Origin of the sequence: Autumnicola lenta (assembly GCF_031846515.1) — a bacterium.
Classification (GTDB): Bacteria; Bacteroidota; Bacteroidia; order Flavobacteriales; family Flavobacteriaceae; genus Autumnicola; species Autumnicola lenta.
In genome coordinates this window covers 123519-139730 of record NZ_JAVRHO010000006.1, presented here as the reverse complement: position 1 = coordinate 139730, position 16212 = coordinate 123519, and the positions used below count along the sequence as shown (strand labels likewise).

Genomic DNA, 16212 nt, shown 5'->3' with positions numbered 1-16212 from the left:
CCCTGCTCCCGCTGCTCCTTTAATATAAAAAGGTTTGCCGTTCCTTATGAGTTCATGACCTTGTTTTGTCTCTCTTACAAAAACAGAGGGGATGGTTTCAGAATCCTTTTGACTGTCGTTACAAGCGCAGCAGCAAAAGAAAAGGAATAAAAGTCCTGTAATCCGTATTGTTCTCAGTTTTTTCAGAGTAATAGAATTTCATAGTAAAAGTTGTAGGGGGATGTGCTAAGATATAAACAAACAGGTACAGAAGAGTTAGATATTTCTTAAAAATTTGTTAGCTGTTATTGCTAAAATTCCCGCCGTAAAAATGGCAAATGGGAGGGAACTGATGATTAAAAACTTCTGCATAGCTGTTAATACGTCACTTTCGGGTTTAATATTTCCCAATACAATAATAGCTTCAGAAAAAATAAGGATAAGGATAGCCCAAATAAGTCGGAATTTCTTTTTTGGCTCTTCTTTTCCCTTATCACTGAACATACTCAGCACAAATATTGCTGAATCTACCGAAGTTACCAGGAAACTCATAAGCAGTAGAATTACCACCACACTGGAAATTCCGGAGAACGGCAGGTTTTCAAAAAATACAAACATAGAAGTAAATACATTGCTGAATTCTCCATTGTAGGTATTCATTCCTTCAATAATATGAAATGCTGAAGTTCCAAAAACGCTAAACCAGAAAAAGCTTCCTAAAGATGGCACCAGTAAAATGCCAATTATCATCTCCCGTAGGCTGCGGCCTTTAGAAATGCGGGCGATAAAGATTCCCGTAAATGGTGCCCATGCCAGCCAGAATGCCCAATAATAGTACGTCCAGTCGGTCAAGAACTGCTTTCCAGGATTATAATCTCCCAAAGCGAGGCTCAACGGAATAAAATCTACCACATAATGGTAGAGCGACTGGAAAAAGTTGCTGAAAATTGCCAAAATATTACTTGAAAATAGCACAAACAGCATAAGGATAACCGTGGTGTAGATATTCAGGTTTGAAATTCTCCTAATTCCTTTTTGCACACCGGCCCAGGCCGAAAAAAAGGCTAGCAGACAAACAAGAAAGACGATTCCTAGAACAGGAGCAAGCTCTCCGGCAGGTTTTTGCAGTAAATGACTAAGTCCGCCTTCAATTTGTGTGGTTCCCAATGCGATTGCTGCTACCAGGCCAAAGACGGTGGTAAGAATGGTAAGCAGATCTATAAGCAGTGGCAAAAATGGCAATTTTCGACTATTAGTTAATCCAGAGCTTAGCCGCACATCTGCTTTTTCTACAAAAATGGAATAACCAATAACAATGGCAAAGACGCCATAAAATGCCCAGGCGGTAAATCCCCATTGATAAAAAGTGTATTCCAGCGCAATAACTTCATTGGAAGAAGAAGTGGAAAGTGGCGGATTCAAATACATATAAACCGGTTCCTGGACGGCGCGCAAAAGAATTCCGGCGCCCATTCCTGCACTGTAAAGCATTGCGATCCAGGAGAGCCTGTCGAATTCCGGAGGGGAATTGCCTAAACGTATTTTTCCGAATTTCGAAAAGGCTATAAAGAGTAAAAAAACTACGCAAATGAGCCCGAGCCACAAATAGAAACCTCCAAAAATTTCCCTTACCCAAATGGAACCGCTTTCTATAACTTCATAAAATTCTTCAGTAAAAAAGAAAATGAAGAGAGAGAAAATAAGAAGAACTCCGGTAGAGAAATAAAAAAGCGGATTCTGTTTTATCTTATTCCTGAAGTTGTTCAATTCTACTTGGATTTTGTGGTTCTCCTTTGGCAATTCTATTCAACATTCCTTCAAAGATAAAATAATGAAATGGATACATAGAATACCAGTAGAGTCTTCCCCAAATTCCTTTTGGCCGGAAGGTAGCAGTTTGGTGGAGAATATTCTCTTCATCAATTTTAAATTCCAGCCATGCTTCCCCTGGGACTTTCATTTCAGCAAACAATAGAAGCCGTCTTTCTTCGCGGTCTGCGAGTAAAACCCGCCAGAAATCCAGCGAGTCTCCGCTGGCGATCATTGTAGGATGGGTTCTCCCTCTGCGAAGGCCTACGCCACCAAATAATTTATCGACATAGCCACGGAATTTCCAAAGTTGGTTTCCGTAGTACCAGCCTTTAAGTCCGCCAATAGACCAGATCCTGTCTAGAACTTCTTCAGGATGATCAACTTTTATAGATTGTTCGTCTTTTAAACATCCGTATTTAGGTACCTGTACGTATTTATTCAGTTCCTTCTTAAAACGTCCGCTGCTCAGGGAATCCTTCCAGCTGGAAATCACCTGGTTTTGTTCAATTTTGTAAAAAGCTAATTCTATAGCTTCAGTATAATGTAAAGGTTCAATATCCAGTAATTCCTGAAGCCGCTTATCTTTGGTAACCACTTCAATCTTCATGCTATCCACCAGGTTTTGCGCCAGTTTGTAGGAGGTAGAGGTAATAAAGTACAACCAGTAAGAAGATAACTTTGGTGACATTACAGGTACACTCCAGATCCAGATTTTTAATCCGCGCACTTTTGCATACTGCTCCATCATCTCCTGATAACTAAGGATGTCTGGACCACCAACATCAAAAGATTCGTTATAACATTCTTCCTTGCCAATCACTCCGGTAAGAAATTTAATCACATCTCTAATCGCCAGTGGCTGGCATTTGGTTCTCACCCATTGCGGAGTGATCATTGCCGGCAATTTTTCACACAGATCCCTTAAAATTTCAAAAGAAGAACTCCCTGAACCTATAATTATAGCCGCCCTTAATACCGTAGTGTTAAAGTCTCCTTTGTAGAGAATGTCTTCAACTTTTTTTCGGGATTCTAAATGCTTGGAGAGGTGCTCCTCATTAACAATTCCGCTTAAATAGATAACCTGATTTACAGAAGTGGCGGCCATCATTTTATTAAAATTGTGTGCAGCTTTAGCTTCTTTTTCTTCAAAATCTGTGGTGGAGCCAGACATGGAGTGAATGAGATAATAAGCAATATCAATGTCCAGGACCTTTTCCGGCGGCTCATTGTCTTCTAAAAAATCGATTTCCACAATTTCCACCTGTTTTCTTAGTTCGCTTGAAGAAGAAAAGCGATTTTTGTTCCTGACGGCACACACTACCTCGTGACCCTGCTCCAGAAGTTCGGGAAGCAGGCGCATTCCAATATAACCATTTGCACCCGTCAATAGAATCCGCATATAAGTAGTTTATCTTATAATTTAAAGAATATATTAGTACTTTCACCTATACTTAATAAAACTTTATAAAATGAATAACGTCCTGAAGATCGTGCTTTTACTGATAGGTATCGGACTTATAGCCTACGGACTTTATGCTGTAATTACTCCGGAATTTGCCATTAACGCGGGGCCAATCCAGGTAGAAGCACACGGGGATAACACTCAGGCTTATGCAATGATAGGCTTCGGAATACTTGCACTTATAGGCGGTCTGGCTTTTAGACGGAGGTAATTTGCCGGGAAGGTCTCTAAACAAAAGCTAAAAGGTCTAAAGTAGACTTTTAGAGTATAGATTTATCAAAGATCATCAATTTGAGACGGTGCGTTATCTGCTTTATAATCAATTATTTTTCGGAAGAATTTATGAATGGCTGGAGAATTTGCTTTTACTTTAATAAAATAGTGTTCGCGGTAAATCGAATATTCTTCGGCTTTTCCCTTATACAGCGTAAGCTTGTAATACGGTATTATTAAAGCATAAGTCTCCAGAATACTACGGAACATCACGATAATTCCGTTAGGGCGCATTTCGATATTACAGGTTTTTGCATTGTTGTCCAGGATTAGTAAATTCTGAATTTCAATACTGGTATCGGTGATATGAAGTTTAGGAGAGCCTATTCCATTTAGCCGCATTCTTTCCAGAAGCGTAAAAGTTTTACCTACTTCAGTATCAATTTTAGCTTTAATAGCGGGACGATTATAGGAAATGTTCTGAAGCATATAATTATAATTTGATTTGCAGGCAAGGTTAAACCCGAACTCCGAATTCCGAACTCTTTTTTGGAACACTAAAGATAGCTATTTGAATGTAAAGCCTGTAGGCAAACGTCTAATTTCTCTTATCTTTGCACCTTCTTAATTCAGAATATAATTTTAAACATAGGATAAAATGGCAATTCAGAGCATTCTTGCAACACACGTAAAAGAAGCTGTAAAAAAGATTCATGATGTTGAAATAGACCAGATAGAATTTCAGCCTACACGTAAGGATTTTGAAGGTGATGTTACGCTGGTTACTTTTCCTATGTTGCGCCAGGTCAAAACTAATCCTGCAAAGTTAGGGCAGGAAATTGGCAATTATCTTCAGGAAAATGTTGCTGAGGTTTCTCATTTTAACGTGGTGCAGGGATTTTTAAATATAGTTCTGAGTAATTCTTTTTACCTCAATTTCTTCGGAAATATGAAGAACAGGGAAGATTTCGGAATTCTTCCTCCGGCTCAAGATGCCAAGGGAATTATGGTAGAATATTCCTCGCCAAACACCAACAAGCCCTTACATCTTGGACATATCCGGAATAATTTATTAGGCTATTCGGTTTCAGAAATTCTTAAAGCTGCCGGGAATAAAGTCTATAAAACTCAGATTATAAACGACCGCGGAATCCATATTTGTAAATCCATGCTTGCCTGGGAGCGCTTCGGAAAGGGAGAAACTCCGGCGTCTACAGGGCTTAAAGGAGATAAACTGGTCGGCAATTACTATGTGAAATTCGACCAGGAATACAAAAAAGAAATTGCTGAATTAAAGGAAAAAGGCCTTTCTGAAGACGCTGCAAAAGCTGAAGCTCCTATTTTGGTTGAAGCAAAACAAATGTTGCTAAAATGGGAAGCGGGAGATCCTGAAGTGGTTGCGCTCTGGGAAAAGATGAATCAGTGGGTTTACGATGGTTTCGAGAAAACCTACGATGCTTTGGGAGTGGATTTTGACAAAAATTACTACGAAAGCAACACCTATCTTCTTGGCAAAGATGTGGTAAACCAGGGACTGGAAAAAGGAGTTTTTTATAAAAAAGACGACGGCAGTGTTTGGATAGATCTTACAGACGAAGGCCTGGATGAGAAAATTGTCCTTAGAAGCGATGGTACGGCGGTTTATATGACGCAGGATATTGGTACGGCCATCCAGCGTGTGAAAGATTTCGACATTAACGGAATGGTTTATACCGTAGGAAACGAACAGGATTATCACTTTAAAGTGCTTTTCCTTATTCTGAAAAAACTTGGTTTCGATTGGGCAGATTATCTCTACCACCTTAGCTACGGAATGGTGGATTTACCAAGCGGAAAAATGAAAAGCCGCGAAGGAACGGTTGTAGATGCCGATGATCTTATTGTTGAAATGAAGGAAACAGCCCGTACTATTTCTGAAGAATTAGGAAAATTAGACGGTTATTCTGAAGAAGAAAAAGACGAATTGTATCGCACCATTGGTCTTGGAGCCTTAAAATATTATATCCTGAAGGTGGATCCTAAAAAACGGATTTTATTTGATCCAAAAGAGTCGGTGGATTTCCAGGGAAATACGGGCCCGTTTATCCAGTACACCTACGCCAGGATTCAGTCGATTATCCGAAAAGCCAATTTTGACCACAGTAAAGATGTCCCGGCAGACTATCAGTTGCACGACAAGGAGAAAGAATTGATAAAGCAGCTTCAGCTTTATCCTGAAACAGTGCAGTTAGCTGCAGAGAATCATAGTCCGGCGCTTATTGCCAATTACACCTATGATTTGGTGAAAGAATTTAATTCATTTTATCAAAACGTGACCATTCTAGGTGCAGACGAACTGGAAGAGAAAATTTTTAGGGTTCAATTATCTAAGGCAGTTGGAAACGTGATAAAATCGTCTTTCGCTTTATTGGGAATTGAGGTTCCGGAGAGAATGTAGTTGTTGAAGTACGAAATTAGAAGTTCGAGGTAACGAAGTGGGAAGTGGGAGGTGTAAATTGAGACGTAGTGCCGATAATTGCCATTTTTGAGGTTTAGCTTTTTTAGAGGAAAGAGAATAGAGAAAAGAGGAGAGAGGAAAGAAATAGACATGTTTTCAGAAGTATTTCATGTTTATTTGTGAATTGGTAGCAGAAGAATCTTCAGTAGGTCGGTAATTATCATTTGAGTGTCTTCACTTTCTGCAAAGTTCATAAAAATGATCTGCGCATATCTGCGGGAGAAATAGAATTATGGGGTATAAAGTTAGAAGTACGAACCTTTTATGCCGATAATTGCCATTTTTGAAGCTTGCCTTTTTTCAGAGGAGAGAATAGAGAAAAAGAGGAGAGAGGAAAGAAAATAGATGAATTTGAGGCAAAGATAATAGGTCGATATTTGCCATTTTTGAAGTTCAACTTTTTTAGAGGAGAGAGGAAAATTAGAATTTTCACTTTTCAATTTTTACTTTTTTCGTGGAGAAGTATATGGGTTCCTGCGGCGAACCACAAACAACAGACAACAAACCCTCAAAAACCCTAAAAATAGATTAGCTCGGGAATTAGCTGTACCTTTGCCGCTTATATAAAAATGGCATAGCTTAAAATTGTCATTTTTTAAACAATTTTTATGTCATTTAAATCATTGGGTCTGTCTGAACCCTTGCTGAAAGCAATCAGTAAAAAAGGATACACTACGCCTTCCCCTATTCAGGAAAAGGCAATTCCATTTATTTTAGAAGGAAGAGATATTTTAGCATCGGCGCAAACAGGAACCGGTAAAACAGCCGGGTTTACTTTGCCAATGCTTCAGATTTTATCTGAAGGAGAAAATTTAAGAAAAAGGCCCGTCCGTGCTTTAGTTTTAACGCCAACGAGAGAACTTGCCGCACAGGTTTTAGAGGATGTTAAGGATTATAGTACATTTTTGGATATCAAATCACATGTAATTTTTGGCGGAGTAAATTCCGCACCACAAATACGTGCTTTGCGCCAGGGTGTAGATATTCTGGTGGCAACACCTGGTCGTTTGCTGGATTTGCATCAGCAAAAAGCATTTAGTTTATCCAATATTGAAATTTTGGTTTTGGATGAAGCCGATAGGATGCTCGACATGGGTTTTCTTAGAGATATCAAGAAAATTCTTGCACTTATGCCGGAGAAGCGTCAGAATTTGCTTTTTTCAGCAACTTTTTCAAAGGAAATAAAGCAACTGGCGAATACTTTCCTTACAAAACCTGTTTTAGTTGAAGCCACTCCGGAAAATACTACTGCAGAAAAGGTAGATCAGAAAGTTTACAGGACAAACAAGTCGAAGAAAACTGCTTTAATTACCAAATTAATTTCAGACGGAAACTGGGAACAGGTGCTTGTTTTTACCAGAACCAAACACGGTGCAAACCGTCTCAGCGAAAAACTGGGAAAAACCGGAATTACTTCCGCAGCAATCCATGGTAACAAGAGCCAGGGTGCGCGTACAAAAGCACTCGACGGATTCAAAAAAGGAAATGTACGCGTACTGGTTGCAACAGATATTGCCGCCCGTGGCCTGGACATTCCGCTTCTACCACACGTCATAAATTATGAACTTCCCAATATTCCGGAAGACTACGTACATAGAATTGGACGTACAGGAAGGGCAGGAGCCAGCGGGGAAGCCATTTCTTTGGTAAGTGTAGATGAAAACGAATATGTACGGGGTATCGAAAAACTCCTTGGGGAAACGCTGGAAAAAGATGTAATAACTGGTTTTGAACCAACTGAAAGTCTTGATGAGGTTTTAGAAAAGAAAGCTGAAAACAAGGCAAATAACCGTCCCAGAAGAAAAAATAATAAGCCAAAATCTGGCGGTAATTACAGTAGAAGGCGAAATTAGGCTTGATAATAAGATATTTTTAGAAACCACTGTACTTTTGTATGGTGGTTTTTTTGTTGAGTCAAACAATTTAATCTTCAATCTTTTCCGCATAACTGCCTTTGTAACTAAGTTGCCAATCCTTATCTTTGCAATTCTTAAAAACGTAGCAAGAATATGTTTGATAATTTAAGTGACAAGTTAGATAATGCCTTTCATGTTTTAAAAGGGCATGGCCAGATTACTGAAATAAACGTAGCAGAGACTTTAAAGGAAGTGCGACGGGCTTTGGTAGATGCCGATGTTAATTACAAGATTGCAAAGGAATTTACTAATAAGGTTAAAGAAAAGGCACTTGGACAGGATGTACTTACGGCTTTAAAACCGGGCCAGATGTTGGTGAAGCTTGTAAAAGACGAGCTAACCCAGCTTATGGGTGGTGAAGCTGCTGGAGTAAACCTTTCAGGAAACCCTTCTGTAATATTAATGTCTGGTTTGCAGGGGAGTGGTAAAACAACTTTTTCAGCGAAACTTGCGAATTATCTTAAAAATAAAAAAACTAAAAAACCACTTTTGGTTGCCTGTGATGTTTACAGGCCGGCGGCGATCAATCAGCTTCACGTAGTTGGAGAACAGGTTGGCGTTGAGGTTTTTAGTGATGAAGGAAATCAGGATCCGGTTGCAATTTCCAAGGCTGCCATTGCGCATGCTAAAGAAAACGGACACAACGTGGTGATCATAGATACCGCGGGTCGTCTGGCGATTGATGAGGCGATGATGACCGAAATTGCTAATATTCACAGTGCCATCCAACCACAGGAAACATTGTTTGTGGTAGATTCCATGACAGGTCAGGATGCAGTGAATACTGCAAAAACCTTTAACGAGCGCCTTAATTTTGACGGGGTTATCCTTACTAAATTAGATGGTGATACTCGTGGTGGTGCTGCAATTTCGATTAAATCTGTTGTAAACAAGCCTATAAAGTTTATCGGGACCGGTGAAAAGATGGATGCGATGGACGTGTTCTATCCTTCCCGTATGGCCGATAGAATTTTGGGGATGGGTGACGTGGTTTCCCTTGTGGAGCGTGCGCAGGAGCAATATGATGAAGAGGAAGCGAGGAAACTTCAGAAGAAAATTGCCAAAAATAAATTCGGATTTGATGATTTTCTGAATCAGCTTCAGCAAATTAAGAAGATGGGTTCTATGAAGGACCTTCTTGGGATGATTCCCGGAGCTGGAAAAATGCTGAAGGATGTAGATATAGATGACGATGCATTTAAAGGAATTGAAGCGATAATCCATTCGATGACTCCGGAAGAAAGAAGTAATCCAAAAATTATTAATTCCAGCAGAAAGAAAAGAATCGGAAAAGGATCAGGAACTTCTGTTCAGGAAGTGAATCAGCTGTTGAAACAATTCAACCAGATGGGAAAAATGATGAAGATGATGCAAGGTGGTGGTGGCCGGCAGATGATGAATATGATGAAGGGGATGAAGTAAAAAATCAGTTTGCAGGGGCAGTAGGCAGAAAAATTTGGAGTTAATGGATTTCAGGTCGTTAAAAGTTTAAGAAACTGGTTTTGGCCTTGCAATGGACATTTTTAATCTGACAAGAGATTTTCCAAAAGAAGAGAAATATTCTTTGACAGACCAGATCAGAAGAAGTTCCCGTTCAGTTTGTGCAAATGTGGCGGAAGCTTATCGAAAGCGGCGCTACCCAAGTCACTTTATCAGCAAATTAATTGATAGTGATGCTGAAAATGCTGAAACCCAAAGTTGGCTGGAATTTGCTTATGGATATATTACTAAAAATACCAAAGAAGAACTAAACCAAAAAAGTTTAGAAGTTGGAAAGCTGCTAAACTATATGATAAACAATCCTGCTAAGTTTGGAGCAAGTAAAGAATGACTGCAAACTGAGACTGAACACTGTTAACTAAATATGACAATACTCGACGGTAAGAAAATCAGCAACGACATTAAAAATGAAATTGCTAAAGAGGTTACAAAAATGAAAGAACGCGGAGAGAAAGTTCCGCATTTGGCTGCAATTATTGTTGGAAACGACGGTGCGAGCCTTACTTACGTAAATAGTAAAGTGAAATCCTGCAAGCAGGTGGGATTTGAATCTTCGCTCTACAGATTGCCTTCTACCGTGAGTGAGCTGGAATTACTGGATAAGATTGAAGAATTAAATCAGAATGATGATATCGACGGGTTTATTGTTCAGCTTCCGTTGCCAAAACAAATCGATACTCAAAAGGTTTTATTGGCTGTAGATCCAGATAAAGATGTAGATGGATTTCATCCTACCAATTTTGGAAAAATGGCTTTTGATATGACCTCTTTTATTCCGGCGACACCCTTTGGGATTTTAGAATTACTGGAGCGATACGATATTCCTACCAAAGGAAAACATACTGTGGTGATTGGCAGAAGTTATATTGTTGGAAGACCAATGAGCATCCTTATGGGGCGTAGCGGCTTCCCAGGGAATTCTACGGTTACACTTACCCACGAGTTTACCAAAAACATTACGCAAATTACCTCCCAGGCAGATATTATAATTATTGCTGTTGGTATCCCCGATTTTCTTAAAGGCGAAATGATAAAAGATGATGCTATCATCATCGATGTGGGAATCACCCGCGTTCCAGATGAAGATAGTCCCAGGGGATATATCATCAAAGGAGATGTGGACTTCGAAAATGTTAGTAAACGTGCATCTTATATCACTCCGGTGCCCGGAGGTGTAGGCCCTATGACTGTTTCTATGTTGCTGAAAAACACTTTACTTGCAAGAGAACGTCATAGAGCTCTAAAAAAAGAACACCAAAGCTAATATTATGCGTTTTCCGGATTTTCCTCTTCTCCCGAATCTCCTTCAGCAAGTTTCCAGTCAAGGTAACTGTGTAGGTCAGTTTCAAGAAATCTCAAGGCTACGGTCATGATGGCAAAATCATCTATATAACCAAGTCCGGGAATAAAATCGGGTACAACGTCCAGAGGGTTTAGAATATACAGCAGTGCGAATGTAATAGCCGCAATCGTAAACCATGGCATATTGCTGTAGATTCCCTTACGGTAATCCTGCAGCATACCAAACAATAATTTTCCTATTTCAGTATATTTTTTCAGCATACTGGAATTGAGGATTTTGTCTGAAATCTGCTCCTGATTTTCCGCAGCAATTTCCACATCTCCGTCTTTTATTTTTGCGGCTCCTTCTTTCAGGTACTTTTCATCTAATTCGTTGAGCTTCTTTTCTAACATTATTTCTAGGTTTTAGTTATTTTTTAATTACAATCTGTTATGGGCATTTCCGTATTCTTTCTTATATATCTTCAGAATTAATAAGAACAAAGAGATCAAAATAGGTCCAAATATTAGTCCTATAAATCCGAATAGAGGCACACCTACAACTACCCCAAAGAGCGTAATTAGAGGATGAACACTCGCCAGTCTTTCCAATACATAAAGACGTATAATATTGTCTGTTGCTCCTACCACTACAAGTCCGTAAATTAGAATCGCAATCGCCTGGAGATTATCTCCCTGAGCGAAGAGAAGGATTGTTACCGGAAGAATCCCCAGTGCGGTTCCTATAAAAGGGATCATAGAGCCAACTGCTGTAATTACAAACCAGAAGAAAGGATCGGGGACACCTATTACGAGATAACCTATTAACGCAATAATCCCCTGGCATAGTGCTACCAATGGTATTCCCAATGCGTTCGACTTAACCAGCTGATTGCTTTCTTCGCCAATATGAGTAAGGTTTTCTTTTCCCAAGGGGATGTATGCAATAAGGGAATCTTTAAGAGCCTCTCTGTTTGTAAGCATGTAATAGAGCATAAAGTACATAATCCCTATTGCTATAAAAGCATCAAAGGTGCCTCCTGCAAGGCTTTGAAGATTAGTAGAGATCCAGCTTGTAACGGAGGAGGTGTCGATAGTCTGACTCAAATTGTACCCGAAATAATCCTCCAGGTAGTAGGTCTGTTCTTTTACAGCAGAAACAACCCTTTCTGAATTTGCAACTGCTTTTCCTATTTTAGAAGAAAGCATAAGCACAATTAAAGTTACCGGTACAAGTATACCAACAAAAGAACCGGACATTAAAAAGGCTGCTGCGAGACTGGGTTTCCATCCACGATAAAGTAATTTTCGCATCCAGTTTATAAGAAGTGCATAAAGTGTAATTGCGCCAAGAACTCCTGATAAATAAGGGACAATTTCCTTAAAGATTAAAACCGCTAAAAAAAGAATCAGCAATAGCACGAAAATCTGACGTACCAGAGCCGGTTTTAATGTGTTCATAGTATATTTAGTTGGTAGTTACTGGGCAAAAAGCTGATCCATATCTCTAAAAGCCTTGAACTCCAGAGCATTTCCGCATGGATCTTTAAAAAACATTGTAGCTTGTTCGCCTACCTTTCCTTTAAAACGAATATAAGGTTCAATAACAAAATCGATATTTTTGGATTTTAGTAATTTGGCAAACTCCTGAAAAACATCCCATTGCAAAACTACTCCAAAGTGAGGTATTGGCACATCTTTCCCATCCACTGGATTGCTCCCGGAAGAAGCTGTGTCTTCAGGTGCTTTGTGATGAATGACCAGTTGATGACCGAAAAAATTAAAATCCACCCAATGATCGCTACTACGTCCTTCTCCGCAACCAAGGGTTTCCCTATAGAACTTTCTACATTTCTGAAGGTCAGAAACCGGTATGGCAAGATGGAAAGGTTGTATTCTCATATTATTGGTTGGTTTAAGGGATTCTGGTTTTTCTGTACCAGAGAAAATCAATTTCGCTTAAAATTAGCAAGATAAATTTAGATGAAGGCTGCACCGGGCGCTAATAATCTGTTAAGATTTGTTTCTGCGCTTACGCCTTACATTATGAGGATTTTCTTTCTTCGGAAGGCGCTTCGCAATTTTCTGGTTATTGGGCGAATCTTTAAGTTTTGAGGCTTCTTCTGTCTTTACAGACTCATCTACCATTCTGTTAATGGTTTTAAGTTCATCTTCGGTTAGTTCCCGCCATTTTCCAACCGGAACATCCAGTTGTACATTCATAATTCTAATGCGCTTCAGCGATGTAACTTCATAGCCTAAAAATTCGCACATCCTTCTAATCTGTCTGTTTAATCCCTGGGTCAGAATAATCCTGAATTCATATTTCCCGCGCTGCTCTACTTCACATTTCTTTGTAGTTGTTCCCAGAATTGGAATTCCGGAGCCCATTCGGTTTATAAAATCTTTGGTGATTGGTTTATTGACGCTTACAATATATTCCTTTTCGTGATTATTGCGGGCACGCAGAATTTTGTTTACAATATCACCATCGTTGGTAAGGAAAATTAATCCTTCACTTGGTTTATCCAGCCGGCCAATTGGGAAAATCCGTTTGGGATAATTGATGTAATCTATAATATTATCTTTTTCGACCCGAGTATCTGTAGTGCAAACAATACCAACAGGCTTATTAAAAGCCAGGTAAACATTCGGCTCCTTAAGTTCTTCTTTGGAAACTAATTTTCCATTTACCCGCACTTCATCTCCGGGAGCAACTTTGGTTCCCATTTCAGGGACTTCTCCATTTAGGGTAATTCTGCCCTGTTCGATTAATTTATCGGCTTCCCGGCGCGAGCAGTAGCCCACTTCACTCAGGTATTTGTTGATTCTGGTAAGTTTAATTTCAGACATAAAATGAATTCTGTTGCAAAGATACAAGATTTAAATCCCAATAGGCACGTGCTTAAAATGGCAATTTTCGACCTGTAAATTCAGGGATAATTTTTCTTCAGAAGAAATTTCAATAAAAAATAATTGGGTCAGGCAACCTTTTGTAACTTTTCCGCGTCTATGTAAATAGAAGCCTTTAATAACAATTACCAGGTGAAAGTAATTCAGCTTTTTAAAAACGATACGCGACTCATCAAACGTGCCGCCAACAATAACCGGGAGGCGCAACAGCGTTTGTACGAGATTCATTCTGGGAAAATGTTGAGTGTTTGCAGGCAGTATATTAAAGATCTTCATCATGCTGAAGAGGTAATGCTAAACGGATTTTTCAAAGTTTTCACCAACTTAGATTCGTTTAAAGATGAAGGAAGTTTTGAAGGCTGGATACGAAAAATAATGGTTAGAGAAGCAATTTCTTTTTTACGGGCAAATCACAAAGTAGCATTTGAGCAGGAGGAAATGACCCATTATTCTGAAAGTGGAAATAATATTAATTCTGAATTGGAAGTAGCGCATTTGCAACAGTTAATAGATGGACTTCCCGAAGGTTACAGGATGGTTTTTGTAATGTATGCTGTAGAAGGTTATAAGCACAGCGAGATTTCGAAAATGCTGAATATTTCTGAAGGAACTTCGAAATCACAATTGTTTAAAGCGAGAAAAATGTTGCAGGAGAAATTAAAATCACAAAGTACTACAGGTTATGGCACCAAATAAATTTGAAAAACATATAAAAGAGCAGTTCGAAAAAAGGCAAATTTCGCCTTCAGAAGACAGCTGGGACAAATTAAGCAGAAGATTGGATGCTGAAGAGAAAAAGTCATCCGGCATTAGTCGTAAATGGTGGATGGGAATTGCCGCTGCGGCAGTTACGGCGCTCCTCATTGGCACCTTTGTACTGAAAACTGACATTTCCAACACTTCACCTTCAATTGTAGATAATCCTACGGAAGAAATTGAAGAAAATAAGGCAGCCCCTGAAAATGCCAATTATCGACCTGAAGAAAGAATTGCTTCAGAAGAAAATGAAGTTGAAGATCTTTCAGAAGCAAAATTTAATTCTGCGGAAGAAAAAAATGTTCAGAAACCTGAAAAAGCAGTAAATAATACGCAAATCGTCGCTGTGGCTGCTGAAATTCCGAAGAAAAATGAAGAAAATACGATCAACGAAAGTAGAATGCCTACTTCTGAAGAGGAATTGACTAAAAACGAAATTTTAAAGAGCAAACTGGAGCAGATAATTGCTGAAGTAGCTGCAAAAGAAGCCCAAGGTCCTGAATTGACAAATAATGAGGTGGACCAGTTGCTGGCAAGTGCCGCAAAAGAGATAAGCAAATCTTCACAATTTCGATATACTGCGGGGTCGGTAGATGCACTTTCGCTTTTGGCAGATGTAGAGGAAGAGCTGGATGCGTCTTTTAGAGAGAAAGTATTTGATATGTTAAAAGATGGCTTTGTGAAAGCAAGAACAGCGGTAGCAGCAAGAAACGATTAGTACTAAAAAGTTAATAATAATCATCACAATCCCGAAAGGGTCATTCATCAATCAATCTGAAGGAGAAATCTTTCATTAAAAAATCAAAAATCATGAAAACTGTTATTTTTTACATTGCTCTTAGCTTATTTAGTTACGAGATATGCGAAGCGCAAACTCAAACAACTGAAAATGCTGAAAAAATTGAAAATCTTCAGAAGCAAAAAGAGGAAATTGTTGCGGAAGAAAAAGCTGAGTTAAAAGAAAAAGTGGAGCGGATAAATTCTCAACTGGAAAATAGAGAAATAAACAGGGAACAAGCTGAGAACTTGAAGAAAGAAGCGGCAAAAAAGCATGCCTTAAATATAGAAAACAGGGTGGCTATTTTGGAGAATAAAATCGCCCTGCTTTCCCGCGGAGAAGAGGAGGAAGATGAATCTGATAGTTTCTGGAGGTTTGAGAAAGACTCGCGCCCGCATAATAATGAAAATTATTATACAAGAACAACTTCTGCGCTGGTTGTTGCTGCAGGATTTAACAACGCGCTTTCCGAGGGGCAGTCGCTGCAGGATTCAGACTTTAAGATCGGTGGTAGCCGCTTCTTTGAAATTGGAATTGCATTTAATACCCGTGTTTTCAATAAGTCCAACTGGTTGAGATTACGATACGGAGCTTCTTTTCAATTAAACGGGTTGAAGCCTAAAGATAACCACTATTTTGTTGAAGATGGAGATCTTACTTATTTAGAAGAATTTGAATATGATTTGGATAAATCCAAATTTCGTATGGACAACCTGGTTTTTCCCGTACATTTTGAATTTGGTCCTTCGAGGCGTTATGAATCCTACCGTGGTGTAAAATTTGATACTAATGAAATGTTTAAAATAGGTCTTGGAGGTTATGCAGGATTTAATATTGGAGAGCGTCAAAAACTGAAGTATGAAGCAGATGGCGATAGGGTAAAGGAGAAGCTTAAGAATGATTATAATACCAACGATTTTGTCTACGGTCTTAGTGGTTACATGGGATGGGGAGGTACTTCTTTGTATGTTAAATATGATTTGAACCCTATTTTTCAGGATCCTAATGTGGAGCTAAATAATTTTTCTGTCGGATTAAGATTTGACCTGGAATAGGAATTTCTAATTCTTTAAGAGAGAACCTCATAGATTCGGAAGAATTTATG

16 protein-coding genes are annotated in these 16212 nt (G+C 39.1%); 9 read left to right on the top strand and 7 right to left on the bottom strand.

What is annotated here, in order from left to right; genetic code table 11:
- Positions 1-255: 255 nt before the first annotated feature.
- Both RM545_RS05855 and RM545_RS05850 read right to left on the bottom strand, forming a co-directional pair.
- Positions 256-1746, bottom strand: a complete 1491-nt coding sequence (locus RM545_RS05855) for a BCCT family transporter (RefSeq protein ID WP_311494384.1) — start codon at positions 1744-1746, stop codon at positions 256-258.
- Positions 1727-3190, bottom strand: a complete 1464-nt coding sequence (locus RM545_RS05850) for an SDR family oxidoreductase (protein ID WP_311494383.1) — start codon at positions 3188-3190, stop codon at positions 1727-1729. Before RM545_RS05850 ends, RM545_RS05855 begins: the two co-directional genes overlap by 20 nt.
- A 70-nt stretch (positions 3191-3260) precedes the next feature.
- Here RM545_RS05850 and RM545_RS05845 point away from each other — a divergent pair, with 70 nt between their 5' ends.
- Positions 3261-3464, top strand: coding sequence for an LPXTG cell wall anchor domain-containing protein (locus RM545_RS05845; RefSeq protein WP_311494382.1), 204 nt, complete (start codon positions 3261-3263; stop codon positions 3462-3464).
- 65 nt (positions 3465-3529) lie between these two features.
- Here RM545_RS05845 and RM545_RS05840 read toward each other — a convergent pair whose 3' ends face one another.
- Positions 3530-3955: a hypothetical protein gene (locus RM545_RS05840; protein ID WP_311494381.1), complete on the bottom strand. Its 426-nt coding sequence runs from the start codon at positions 3953-3955 to the stop codon at positions 3530-3532.
- Positions 3956-4124: 169 nt separating this feature from the next.
- On the opposite strand from RM545_RS05840, the gene argS reads away from it, so the two are divergent.
- The 5 genes from argS (at position 4125) to RM545_RS05815 (ending at position 10643) form a co-directional block, all read left to right on the top strand.
- Positions 4125-5903, top strand: a complete 1779-nt coding sequence (gene argS, locus RM545_RS05835; RefSeq protein WP_311494380.1) for an arginine--tRNA ligase — start codon at positions 4125-4127, stop codon at positions 5901-5903.
- Positions 5904-6571: 668 nt separating this feature from the next.
- On the top strand, positions 6572-7816 hold the full coding sequence (locus RM545_RS05830; RefSeq protein ID WP_311494379.1) for a DEAD/DEAH box helicase: 1245 nt from the start codon (positions 6572-6574) through the stop codon (positions 7814-7816).
- A gap of 156 nt (positions 7817-7972) precedes the next feature.
- Complete coding sequence (ffh, locus tag RM545_RS05825; protein ID WP_311494378.1) at positions 7973-9301, top strand: signal recognition particle protein; 1329 nt, start codon at positions 7973-7975, stop codon at positions 9299-9301.
- Between the two features lie 91 nt (positions 9302-9392).
- A complete protein-coding gene (locus tag RM545_RS05820; protein WP_311494377.1) occupies positions 9393-9710 on the top strand; it encodes a four helix bundle protein in 318 nt (105 codons plus the stop codon).
- Between the two features lie 33 nt (positions 9711-9743).
- On the top strand, positions 9744-10643 hold the full coding sequence (locus RM545_RS05815; protein ID WP_311494376.1) for a bifunctional 5,10-methylenetetrahydrofolate dehydrogenase/5,10-methenyltetrahydrofolate cyclohydrolase: 900 nt from the start codon (positions 9744-9746) through the stop codon (positions 10641-10643).
- A gap of 2 nt (positions 10644-10645) precedes the next feature.
- Here the strand turns inward: RM545_RS05815 and RM545_RS05810 are convergent, their stop codons facing one another.
- The 4 genes from RM545_RS05810 to rluF form a co-directional block, all read right to left on the bottom strand.
- Positions 10646-11074: a YkvA family protein gene (locus RM545_RS05810; protein WP_311494375.1), complete on the bottom strand. Its 429-nt coding sequence runs from the start codon at positions 11072-11074 to the stop codon at positions 10646-10648.
- A gap of 27 nt (positions 11075-11101) precedes the next feature.
- The gene (locus tag RM545_RS05805; RefSeq protein ID WP_311494374.1) at positions 11102-12121 is read right to left on the bottom strand and encodes an AI-2E family transporter; all 1020 of its coding nucleotides are present in this window, start codon (positions 12119-12121) and stop codon (positions 11102-11104) included.
- An 18-nt stretch (positions 12122-12139) separates the two neighbouring features.
- On the bottom strand, positions 12140-12562 hold the full coding sequence (locus RM545_RS05800) for a VOC family protein (RefSeq protein WP_311494373.1): 423 nt from the start codon (positions 12560-12562) through the stop codon (positions 12140-12142).
- A 111-nt stretch (positions 12563-12673) separates the two neighbouring features.
- On the bottom strand, positions 12674-13513 hold the full coding sequence (rluF, locus tag RM545_RS05795; RefSeq protein WP_311494372.1) for a 23S rRNA pseudouridine(2604) synthase RluF: 840 nt from the start codon (positions 13511-13513) through the stop codon (positions 12674-12676).
- A 192-nt stretch (positions 13514-13705) separates the two neighbouring features.
- Between rluF and RM545_RS05790 the strand changes: the two genes are divergently transcribed.
- The 3 genes from RM545_RS05790 to RM545_RS05780 all read left to right on the top strand — a co-directional run bounded on the left by RM545_RS05790 (position 13706) and on the right by RM545_RS05780 (position 16162).
- Positions 13706-14269 (top strand): RNA polymerase sigma factor, encoded by a 564-nt coding sequence (locus RM545_RS05790; RefSeq protein WP_311494371.1) that lies wholly within the window; start codon positions 13706-13708, stop codon positions 14267-14269.
- A complete protein-coding gene (locus RM545_RS05785; protein ID WP_311494370.1) occupies positions 14256-15047 on the top strand; it encodes a hypothetical protein in 792 nt (263 codons plus the stop codon). The genes RM545_RS05790 and RM545_RS05785 overlap by 14 nt, the downstream gene beginning before the upstream one ends.
- 92 nt (positions 15048-15139) lie before the next feature.
- Complete coding sequence (locus tag RM545_RS05780; RefSeq protein WP_311494369.1) at positions 15140-16162, top strand: hypothetical protein; 1023 nt, start codon at positions 15140-15142, stop codon at positions 16160-16162.
- Positions 16163-16212: the final 50 nt, after the last annotated feature.